The sequence below is a fragment of the Providencia sp. PROV114 genome (assembly GCF_032704305.1).
Lineage (GTDB): Bacteria > Pseudomonadota > Gammaproteobacteria > Enterobacterales > Enterobacteriaceae > Providencia > Providencia rettgeri.
Genome location: NZ_CP120528.1, coordinates 488,828 through 500,017, shown reverse-complemented (window position 1 = coordinate 500,017; position 11,190 = coordinate 488,828). Strand labels below are relative to the sequence as shown.

The following is an 11,190-nucleotide window of genomic DNA, read 5'->3' as shown; positions in this document are numbered from 1 at the left end:
ATGCGAAATATTCCTCTAAAAACTGTCGATGCCACTCCACGTGATGTGTTAGCTATCGGTACTGATTACCTACCAAACGTGTTACTCGATTCTCACGTCCACCGCCGTGCCCAGTTTTTATATGGCGCAACAGGATTGATTGAAGTCAGTACTGCAGATGGTGAATGGGTCATCCCGCCTGATAGCGGGGTTTGGATCCCCTGTAATACCCCTCATGAAACCCGCATGTTGAATGTCAGTACACGTAGTTTATACATTGAGCCCAAAGCGGCTCCTCGTAGAGGAAATAAGTGCGAAGTACTCAGGGTTTCTCCCTTACTTCGTCAATTATTGCTTGAAGCGGTTGATACCCCGATTGAATATGATTTAAATGGCCGTGATGGGGTAATGTACCAATTGATTTTGCATGAAATTGCACAAGCAGAACCCCTGCCTTTCTACGCGCCCATCCCACGGGATGAACATTTAGCCCAGTTGTGCAGGGAATTTCTAAAAGCCCCACAAATCACCTCATTACCACAAGAATGGGCAGCAAAATTACATAAAAGTGAGCGTTCATTTAGCCGTTTTTTTGGTGCTCAAACGGGGCTATCTTTCTCAGACTGGCGGCAGCAAGCTTGCTTATTAAGTGCGATTACCCACATTTCTGCGGGTAAATCCATTACCGAGGTTGCATTTGATTTAGGCTACAGCAGTGTTGGGTCTTTTTCGACTATGTTTAAAAAATGGTTAGGGCAAAGTCCATCCAGTTTTATTCAGAAAATTGGTGGATGATATCTAACCATTCAAAAACCCAATTTAATCAAATGTGGCGATTAACCATGCAGACCCTTGATAGCTTCCTGCGTCTGCATTAGCTCCTTGAATACGACTACGTATCTGAATCGTATGCTCTGACTGAATTCCCACACGAATGTCTGTGCCTGCCGCCCCAGTTTGCTCATCCACAATTTCTAACTGACTGTAAATCGTTTTATTTGAAGCATCTTTCATCGGCAACCGCTTTTGCGGGTCGCTATCGGTGGCATAGTCTAACCGCAATCTTACCTTCGTTAAGGTTGCAAATTTGCATGTATACCTGATGCTTTCACTCACCAAGCTATCATAATGAATACGACTTAATTGGCCATGCCGTAAATTGACCGTGCTAGCCTATCCAGAGCTCGTTTGCGTGGAACACATCGCTTTTACATTTAACTGAGGTAACGAGACGGTACTAATACTAAATTTACTCTCTTCGCCATTTTCTTCGCGTACCGTCACATCCAATACACCACGGATGCCGCTATCGAGTGTTTGAATGCGAAATGGCTCTGGAGGAACGGCTGCTTCAGAAATAATACATTCTTGACTGCGAACAATCACAATTGCATTAGTGTTTGCCATACCAATAATTTCAGGTGCATACCCCCGCTAATTTAGGCGGTAGCATGCGGTCATCACTTTCTAAAGAAAAACCAATATATTGCCAAGATTCAAAAATATCCGAATAAAAATAATTTTCTCCCACGGTAAAAATAAATAACCGAGTTGATTTTGATAATTGAGGTGCAATATTTAATTTGGTTAATCGTATAGATTTTTCCTTACTGAAGTGTTAACCAGATAAGAACAAAAAACCCGCCTTATCTGGCGGGTTTAGGATGTCGCATATCCCCACCACTAAGTGATGGTAATAATAATGCTTAAGCTAACGGCACCCTGTGACATATAAATTTCCCAAATAGAATTGCAACTAACTTATCAACAACCAACACAAACAGTCAAACTTAGTTGAGTTATAATCATAAACAAAAGGCCTGAATACATTCGGGATTCAGGCCTTTATTTTCACTAACTAATGTTTACCATTTTTATGGTGATTAAGTGTTTCTTCTTTTAAATCAAGTTCATCACGTAAACGGTGATACACCCTTTCATTGATATTTTTGCTTTTACGCATTTGATATAACGCGTCCCGTTTTGCTTTTAATGCTGACTTGGACATCTCGCGTTCCATATCAATCATCTTATGTAAATCATAGACATCTGACTCAGTTTCATCTGAGTTATCGAGTCGTCTACCATAAATTTCTAACAGTTGTGCCCCAACCTCAGTACGCATGGCAATTTCATCCATATCATCCGATGGGTGGTTCATCAATTCACGTAAATGTGCCATTGCGGCTTCATTTAAGGCTAAACGCGCTCGAATTTCGTCATTATCATAAGGTAAGTCTTGTACCAGCCCTTTAGTTAAAATAGGCAGTGCAATACTGGCAATCAGTAATGAACATAAAATCACCCCCATTGCTAAGAAAATAGCCACGTCACGATTCGGAAATAATGAACCATCTGGCATCAATAAAGGTAATGTTAAAATACCCGCTAACGTAATCGCTCCACGCACTCCCGCTGTCGCCATCACTGCCATCATACGAATATGCATAACATCGGCTTCTTTACCACGACGGCGTTTATGGAAGACCGTTAGAGTCATCGAGATCCACACCCAGCTAAACCGTAAAACCGCCAAGGCCACAGTAATGATTGCCACATAAACAAATAGCATCCAAGGATGGCTTGCACCCGCGGCCTCTGCTACAGCAGGCATATTTGTCCACATACCCGGTAACTGCTCGCCTAACAAGATGAAAATCATCCCGTTCAACGCAGTTTGTACAGTATCCCACACCGCTTTACTTTGCATACGTGTTGCGGCTTGCATACGCCCTGCAATTTTTTCATAGTGCATGGCAATACCTGCAACCACTGCGGCTAAAATACCGGAAACATGTAAATGTTCAGCTAATAAGTAAGCCGTAAATGGCATCAATAAACTGATCATAATTTGAATAGCAGGTTCTTCCCCAGTGCGCTTAACTAGCAATTGGTTTAACCAGCCAATTGCCCAAGCCACCAGCAAACCAATTAAAATTCCGCCAAAAGCCACTAATACAAACTGCCCCGCTGCTGAAGCAAGGGAAAATGTGCCTGTTAGCGCAGCGACCACCGCAAAACTGAAACACACCAGACCCGTTGCATCATTCAGCAATGACTCCCCTTCTAGAATATGCGCCATTCGCGATGGTAATGGGGAATTGACGGTCATTGCAGACACCGAAACAGGGTCTGTTGGCGACAAAATAGCAGCCAAGGCAAAAGCAACAGCTAAAGAAATGGCCGGAATTAACCAATGTATAAAGAACCCCATACCAATAACCGTAACCACCACTAAACCTATGGCTAACGACATGATTGGTTTAATTTCTTGAAATAAGGCTTCTTTAGGAATACGCCAGCCATCAAGAAACAATAAAGGTGGAATAAATAAAAACAGAAATAAATGAGGTTCAAATTCAACCGTAAAACCGTATAAAGACAAGCCAGCCCCCAGTGCTATCTGTATTAGGGGTAATGGAATAATATCTTTGAGCAGTCGTGAAACAAAAACGCTCACAACAACGGCTAATAAAAAAACGAGTACAAGTGTCACTACTGACATTGATTGCTCCATATTTAGCTAATCATTAATTACCAGTTATGCAGTAAATAGATAAATTGAATCAATGTAAAGTGGCAATTAATCATCTGATACAAAAACAATAAATTTAAGAAATAGCCTATCTATCATTAAGTTACAAAAATACTATCTACTTGAGTTGTCAATAAAAAATTTATTTATCAATTTGGTAAATAACGATTAAAACTCCATCTCAACAATAAGTTATGCCTTACCGTTAAAAATAGAATTAAACCATCATTACTTAATGATATATCTAGATAAATAGCCACGTTAAACAATGGCCATCCAAATAATGAAAAGTGCGGGTTTTAATAAAAGAGCTTATGGACGTTCTAAAATACGGGCACCAGGACCTTTCCGACCAAGGACATCATCAGGGTTACGCAGTGGGCAATCACTTAATGATAAGCAGCCGCAACCAATACAGTTATCCAATTCATTACGTAAACGCGTCAGTTGCCGAATACGCTTATCTAAAGATTTACGCCATTGTGTCGACATCTCCTGCCATTGTTCTGAAGTTAGCGCACTATTTGCAGGAAAACGCCCTAATGCCTCTTGAATTTCATGTAATGGGATCCCTGTACTTTGTGCGACTTTAATAATGGCAATATAACGCAGTACAACAGAGTGAAATCGTCGCTGATTCCCTTGAGTTCGAGTACTTTGAATGAGTCCCTTTGATTCATAAAAATGGACTGTAGAAACAGGTACTCCCGAGCGTTTTGCCACTTCGCCCACCGTTAGTGCCCGCGTAAAATCAATTTTTTTTCCCTCGCTTTTCTGAGGTTTTATCGTTTTTGTGTCTTTGTCCGCCATTTTATCTCACCTTTGCTTGACCTCAACTTAACTTAAGGTTTTATAGTGCCACCCTGCTAGTTTGTCAATTGAGGTTACTTTTTAAAAGGGGATAGGTTTATGCCATCGGTGATTACCAAAATGTTAGAAAGCAATAGCTTATGGATTATTGCTCGCTTACTCATCTTGGTTTTATTTATTTCATCTGGTTTAGCCAAAGTTTTTGATTATGAAAATAGTCTGGCCGAAATGCGTGCCGCGGGTCTTCACCCAGATTGGTTTTTCAACATTGCTTCTGCTGCTGTCATGTTAATTGGCTCAGTTCTTGTGCTATTTAACCGTCTTTTATGGCTTGGAACTGGGGCGCTAGCCGTGTTTTTGTTCCTCACAATTGTGGTTGTCCACACCTTTTGGAGCTACACGGGGGAACAAGCTCAAATTGCAATGTTTTGGGCAATTGAGCATATCGCTGTTATTGGGGGCTTAATTGCTATCGCCATTGCAGGGCATTTTCGAGGTCTTTATTTCGCGTTAAAAGCGCAGAAATAGAAGGAAAATTTAATGAATAAAAAAACAATAATGACACTTTGTTCCGTTTTAATCGCTGTTGGGGCGGGTAGCGCGATTTATTCGACCTATGCCCAAAACGAGGAAGACGAACAAGCAGCTTACCAATATCCACCAGTAAAAGTGGCATTGGCTCCTGTTAGCTTAGATACTGCGCCTCGTACCTTTTACGGTGTGGGTGAATTAGAAGCAGGCAGCCAAGTGTTAGTCGCGGCAGAAACCAATGGTCGTATTACGAAAATTGCATTTGAATCTGGCCAACAAGTCAAAAAAGGCCAATTATTAGTGCAGCTCAATGATGCCGTTGAACAAGCGGATTTATCACGTTACCAAGCACAGTTGCGCAATGCGGCTCGCTTATACGAAAGAACCCGTTCATTATCTGCGCAACATTTAGTGGCAGAGGCTCAAGTAGATAGCACTCGTGCTGAACGTGATATTGCCCAAGGCCTAATCCGTCAAACCCAAGCATTAATTGCACAAAAAACGATCCGAGCGCCATTCGACGGAACGATAGGTATTCGCCAAGTCCATGAAGGACAATATTTAAACCCCGGCGAAGCCATTGCCAGCTTGGTGGATACCCAAACCTTAAAGCTCAATTTCTCTTTAGATGAACAAGCCTCACCGGAACTGCATCAAGGCCAAATTGTTGATATTACAGTTGATGCTTATCCCAATAAAACATTTCCAGCCCGTATTACTGCCATTGACCCACTCATTGGAAAATCACGCACTATCGCCCTGCAAGCCACACTGGAAAATAGTGATGGCACACTAAAAGCAGGAATGTACGCCAACGTGAATGTGGTACGCCAAGCCAGTAATGAAGTCATTACGATCCCAGAAACCGCAGTCACTTATACCGCCTATGGCGATACTGTGTTTATTACGCAAGGTGAAGGCGATGCGATGACCGTTAAGCGAGTGTCCGTAAAAACGGGACAACGTTGGGATGGCAAAATTGAAATAGAACACGGCTTAAGTGCTAACGATAAAGTCGTCACGTCTGGGCAATTACGCTTAAACGACGGCTCTGCAGTCACCCCTGTTGCCCAAGATACATTGTCTGAACCTGTCGCTAACACAGCTCAAGGTTCATAAGGAAGGCGTAATGAAATTTACTGATATTTTTGTTCGCCGACCTGTTCTGGCTCTCGTAGTCAGTGCTTTGATTGTGTTAATTGGTTTATTTGCGCTGAGTAAGCTGCCTATTCGCCAATATCCACAACTTGAAAGCTCGACGATCACCATTACCACGCAATACCCTGGCGCATCAGCTAAATTGATGCAAGGCTTTGTGACACAACCCATCGCACAAGCGGTTTCCTCTGTAGAAGGTGTCGACTATTTGTCTTCTTCTTCTGTGCAAGGAAGCAGCCTTGTCACCGTACGAATGGAACTTAACCGAGACTCCACTCAAGCCCTTGCACAAGTAATGGCGAAGGTGAACCAAGTTCGTTATAAATTACCGAAAGAAGCTTATGACCCTGTGATTGAGCTTTCCTCTGGGGAATCCACTGCGGTTGCTTATATCGGTTTTTCCAGTACCAATCTATCCATTCCTGCCCTGACAGATTATATCTCACGCGTCATTGAGCCAATGTATTCCTCAATTGACGGCGTCGCCAAAGTTCAAGTTTTTGGTGGGCAACAGTTGGCGATGCGTTTATGGCTTGATGCCGATAAATTAGCCGGCCGAGGTCTAACCGCTGCCGATGTTGCGCAAGCGGTTCGCCAAAACAACTACCAGGCGGCTCCCGGTAAAGTCAAAGGCGAGTTCGTTATTTCTAATGTTTATGTTAATACCGACCTCACTAATGTCGATGAGTTTCGTGATTTAGTGATCCGCAACGACGGCAATGGATTAGTACGTTTAAAAGATGTGGGAACCATTGAGCTAGGAGCCGCTTCCACAGAAACCAGTGGTTTAATGAATGGTGAGCCTGCGATTTACCTTGGTTTGTTTGCCACACCAACCGGTAACCCACTGGTAATCGTTGACGGTATGAATCAATTGATGCCTGACATCACCAAAACATTGCCGCCCGGTGTCAAAGTGGAAATGGCATTTGAAACTTCGCGCTTTATTAAAGCGTCTATTGACCAAGTTATTAGCACATTAATTGAAGCACTATTGATTGTTATCGTTGTTATTTACCTGTGTTTAGGTTCAATTCGCAGCGTAATCATCCCAATTTTAGCTATTCCGCTATCAATGTTAGGTGCAGCCGCACTGATGATGGCATTTGGGTTTAGTATTAACTTACTGACATTACTCGCCATGGTATTAGCGATTGGTCTGGTTGTCGATGATGCTATCGTGGTCGTCGAAAACGTCCATCGCCATATTGAAGAAGGGAAATCACCGGTTTTAGCGGCTTTAATTGGGGCTCGTGAAGTAGCGGGGCCCGTTATCGCAATGACAATCACCTTGGCTGCAGTCTATGCGCCAATAGGGCTAATGTCAGGTTTAACAGGAGCTTTATTTAAAGAGTTCGCACTCACCTTGGCCGGTGCAGTTATTGTTTCCGGTATTGTGGCATTAACCCTTTCCCCTGTGATGAGCTCTTTTATGTTGAACTCAAAACAAAATGAAGGGCGTATGGCGCGTATGGCAGAAACCTTCTTTTCTACCTTAGCCCATTACTATACCATTGTATTGAATTTCTCTTTGAAAAACCGTTGGTTAACAGGTGTTATTGCCATTGGTGTCTTCATTAGCTTACCACTGCTTTATCAATCTGCCCCTCGTGAATTAGCTCCTGTGGAAGACCAATCCAGCGTATTAACGGCAATCAAATCTCCTCAACACGCTAACCTCGAGTATGTAGAACGCTTTTCGCGTAAGTTACATGATGTTTTCATGGAATTACCGGAAACGGAAAGTACTTGGATTATTAACGGAACCGATGGCCCTTCCGCCAGCTTTGGGGGAACCAACTTGACGTCATGGGAACAGCGTGACCGTGCCGCATCTGAGATCCAAGGGGACTTACAAGGACGCGTGGGTGATGTCGAGGGGAACAGTATTTTCGTTTTCCAATTACCCGCTTTACCAGGTTCAACGGGTGGCTTACCAATCCAAATGGTTCTCAGAAGCCCGCAGGATTATTCGGTACTCTACAAAACCATGGAAGAGATCAAGCAACAAGCCCGTGAAAGCGGCCTATTTATGGTGGTAGATAGTGACCTTGACTACAACAATCCTGTAGTAGAAGTCCGTATTAACCGTTCAAAAGCGAATAGCTTAGGCATTCGCATGCAAGATATCGGCGAATCACTGACCTTATTAGTGGGTGAAAACTATATTAACCGCTTTGGGATGGATGGCCGCTCCTATGATGTGATCCCTCAAAGTATTCGTAGCCAACGCTTAACACCGGAAGCCCTTTCACGCCATTATGTGAAATCAGAAGCGGGACCTCTGATCCCACTGTCAACGGTGGTCGATATCAATACCCAAGTTGAACCAAATAAACTCACGCAATTTAATCAGCAGAATGCAGCAATTTTCCAAGCAATACCCGCCCCGGGTGTCACGTTAGGCCAAGCCGTTGCCTATTTAGATGATATTGCCAATGAACTACCCGCCGGTTTTAGCCATGACTGGCAATCCGATTCGCGCCAATATAAACAAGAAGGAAACACCCTCGCCTTTGCCTTTATGGCGGCGCTCATCATTATTTACTTAGTCTTAGCGGCACAATATGAAAGTTTAGTCGACCCATTGATTATCTTGATTACTGTTCCACTTTCAATTTGTGGTGCGTTGATTCCATTGGCACTTGGCTATGCGACATTGAATATTTACACCCAAATCGGCTTAGTCACATTAATTGGCTTAATCAGTAAACACGGAATATTGATGGTTGAGTTTGCCAATGAATTACAAGCCAATGAAGGACTAGATAGACGACATGCCATTCTCAAAGCAGCACAAATTCGTTTACGCCCAATATTAATGACAACTGCGGCAATGGTGATTGGTTTAGTTCCGCTGCTATTCGCCACTGGAGCAGGAGCGAATAGTCGCTTTGGCTTAGGCTTAGTGATAGTCACCGGTATGTTAGTTGGCACATTGTTTACCCTGTTTGTTTTACCGACCATTTATACCTTACTAGCCCGTAATCACAGTGCAACCGCACTAACCCCAAGGCGCTATGAGCTTGCCGAAGCGAATCGCCTAATCAAAGAAACTGAGGAGACGTCCCAATGAGAAATACGTTAGCTAGCCGTCATCAACGTAACAACCGTACAGTCAACGAAGTGGAAGTGAATACGATGAGCAATAGCATGGCAATGCTATTAATTTATCATGGTCTCCCCGCAGGTCCGGAAAAAAACCATTCCACCTCGTACCCGAATACATTAGGTAAGCCTACGCGCTAATGTAAATAGCCGCCAAACCATTTAGGTTTGGCGGCTATTATCAAACAACATGACAAAGTACTCTATTAGCCTTCGTAAAAAGCTAAAACAAGATTACCTTCCCGAATAATAATTGGATTGCCGGGTAATGCATCCAATAATTCACGCTGAGAACTTTCTACGACCACCGCCACATCTTTATAATGGTAGTTTTTTAATAAGTCAGGTAGCTGTTTTAAGCTATAAAACCGATTAGCGGCATCTGGGTATTTGAGCCCGTAGCCTAATTCCCCAGTTTGGTGAAGCATTGTAATATCACTACGTTTAAGTACCCATGCCAATGCGGTACCGAGCCCTACATTATTGGTTAACAATACAGATTTATCAGCTAATTGGTGATGATATTTCGCAATCACCTCTTGCGGAGTATTATTACTGGCAATACGAGATGGGATCACATGCCCTACCGTTAAGCTAATTGCCACCGTACACACTGCGGCTAAATACCAAAACCGTTGCTTGAAAGAGACCAAGGCAACCAATAACCAAAAAATAAAGGCTCCCGCAGCTAACCATAATTTTTCACTTTCATCGGCCTGAAACACATTCAGTTTAGGGTAATAAGCAGAAACAATAATTCCCCCAGCAATAGCGCCACCAATTAGTGTGTTAATCAATGCATTCAAGCGAATAGGCAGTGTTTTTCTCTCAGTGAGAATTTTTTCAATGTAGGCCGCCATAAGAATGGCAATAGGTGCAATACAAGGCAAAATGTAGGTCAGTAATTTTCCTTTAGTGATACTGAAAAACACAAATGGCGCAATAAACCACATCAGAAAATAAATATGTAACCCTTTTTGCTGCCATGCGTGGCGTAGTGCGCCAAAAAGGTACCCCAGCCAAGGTAATACCGCAGCGAGTAAAATAGGGATATAAAACCAAAATGGGGACTTATTTTGTGCATTATTCGCCATAAAACGTTGAATATGCTCAACCCAGAAGAAATAGTTCCAGAAATCAGGCTCACGGCTGGCAATCACAAAAGCCCAAGGTAAGCACACGACAAAAGCAGTAAATAGCGAAACAAAAGAGAAAACAAACACTTCTTTGAATTGCTTAAAGTAGATGGCAGTTACTGAACACACCAGTAAAGGCAGCACTAAAACAAGAAAGCCTTTTGTTAATACGCCTAACCCACAGGCTACCCCCATCATCATGAAGGCGAATAATTTATGAGAGAAGTATTTTGTCGTTAACCCCCATTGAAAAAAGAAAATCACCATAGTGATAAATGCTGTCACGATGGGGTCAAGAATATTGTAGGTGCCGATGGTAAAGACCATCAACATTGAAAGATAAATAAACACCGCGTTGAAAGCGAGACGTGAGTTTTTCCAAGCCATTTTGGCACTGAGATACACAAATAGCCCACTGACTAATGTACTAAATACTACGCCAAGGCGAACCGAAATGTTATTTTCACCAAATAACATTTGGAAAATAGCCCCTACCCAATAACCAAAAATAGGCTTCTCAAAATAACGAATATCTAAAAGTTCAGGAACGCTCCAGTTATAACTAATAATTAATTCCCGACTAATTTCTGCATACCGCAGCTCATCCGGTTGCCACAATAACCTACCGTTTAATGGTAAAAAATAGGTTACTAGGACAAAACCGAATAACAGGCACCATTTAAGGTAGGCAACTTTATTGTTTGCCATAATCATCTCATCTCAACCATTCTTGTTATTAATATTTAATAATTTTATTTAGTTCATTTGAAAAACACTTTCTTTTTATTTAGCTATTATCGTTATGGCAATTAAACCTCATTTAAACAAATCGAACGTTAGTTGGTAGAAAGGTCACTGTATATAAACAATCAATAAATGAATACTACAATTCATATACAAAAAGAGATAAGAATCAAATAATAAGACTGAGTG

General features: G+C 42.3%; 9 protein-coding genes and 1 pseudogene. 5 read left to right on the top strand and 5 right to left on the bottom strand.

Annotated features, from left to right (window positions below; all coding sequences use genetic code 11):
* A complete protein-coding gene (locus P3L37_RS02160; protein WP_004915063.1) occupies nt 1-774 on the top strand; it encodes an AraC family transcriptional regulator in 774 nt (257 codons plus the stop codon).
* Nucleotides 775-798: 24 nt separating this feature from the next.
* Here the strand turns inward: P3L37_RS02160 and P3L37_RS02155 are convergent, their stop codons facing one another.
* The 4 genes and pseudogenes from P3L37_RS02155 to soxR form a co-directional block, all read right to left on the bottom strand.
* Nucleotides 799-1,041, bottom strand: a complete 243-nt coding sequence (locus tag P3L37_RS02155; RefSeq protein WP_162598843.1) for a hypothetical protein — start codon at nt 1,039-1,041, stop codon at nt 799-801.
* Nucleotides 1,042-1,194: 153 nt separating this feature from the next.
* Nucleotides 1,195-1,519 (bottom strand): annotated as a pseudogene (locus P3L37_RS02150) (fimbria/pilus outer membrane usher protein); the annotation flags it as partial.
* A gap of 318 nt (nt 1,520-1,837) precedes the next feature.
* Complete coding sequence (locus P3L37_RS02145) at nt 1,838-3,484, bottom strand: Na+/H+ antiporter (RefSeq protein ID WP_004915075.1); 1,647 nt, start codon at nt 3,482-3,484, stop codon at nt 1,838-1,840.
* Between the two features lie 342 nt (nt 3,485-3,826).
* Nucleotides 3,827-4,324, bottom strand: a complete 498-nt coding sequence (gene soxR, locus P3L37_RS02140) for a redox-sensitive transcriptional activator SoxR (RefSeq protein WP_109912609.1) — start codon at nt 4,322-4,324, stop codon at nt 3,827-3,829.
* Nucleotides 4,325-4,423: 99 nt separating this feature from the next.
* On the opposite strand from soxR, the gene P3L37_RS02135 reads away from it, so the two are divergent.
* The 4 genes from P3L37_RS02135 to P3L37_RS02120 are packed head-to-tail and all read left to right on the top strand — an operon-like array spanning nt 4,424 to nt 9,262.
* A complete protein-coding gene (locus tag P3L37_RS02135) occupies nt 4,424-4,852 on the top strand; it encodes a DoxX family protein (protein WP_109912610.1) in 429 nt (142 codons plus the stop codon).
* Nucleotides 4,853-4,864: 12 nt separating this feature from the next.
* A complete protein-coding gene (locus P3L37_RS02130; protein WP_109912611.1) occupies nt 4,865-5,974 on the top strand; it encodes an efflux RND transporter periplasmic adaptor subunit in 1,110 nt (369 codons plus the stop codon).
* Nucleotides 5,975-5,984: 10 nt separating this feature from the next.
* Nucleotides 5,985-9,089, top strand: a complete 3,105-nt coding sequence (locus P3L37_RS02125; RefSeq protein WP_109912612.1) for a MexW/MexI family multidrug efflux RND transporter permease subunit — start codon at nt 5,985-5,987, stop codon at nt 9,087-9,089.
* Nucleotides 9,086-9,262 carry a hypothetical protein gene (locus tag P3L37_RS02120; protein ID WP_162598844.1) on the top strand — a complete coding sequence of 59 codons (177 nt, stop codon included), beginning with the start codon at nt 9,086-9,088 and terminating at the stop codon, nt 9,260-9,262. The genes P3L37_RS02125 and P3L37_RS02120 overlap by 4 nt, the downstream gene beginning before the upstream one ends.
* Before the next feature lie 65 nt (nt 9,263-9,327).
* Here the strand turns inward: P3L37_RS02120 and arnT are convergent, their stop codons facing one another.
* A complete protein-coding gene (gene arnT / locus P3L37_RS02115; protein WP_109912613.1) occupies nt 9,328-10,971 on the bottom strand; it encodes a lipid IV(A) 4-amino-4-deoxy-L-arabinosyltransferase in 1,644 nt (547 codons plus the stop codon).
* Nucleotides 10,972-11,190 lie beyond the last annotated feature (219 nt).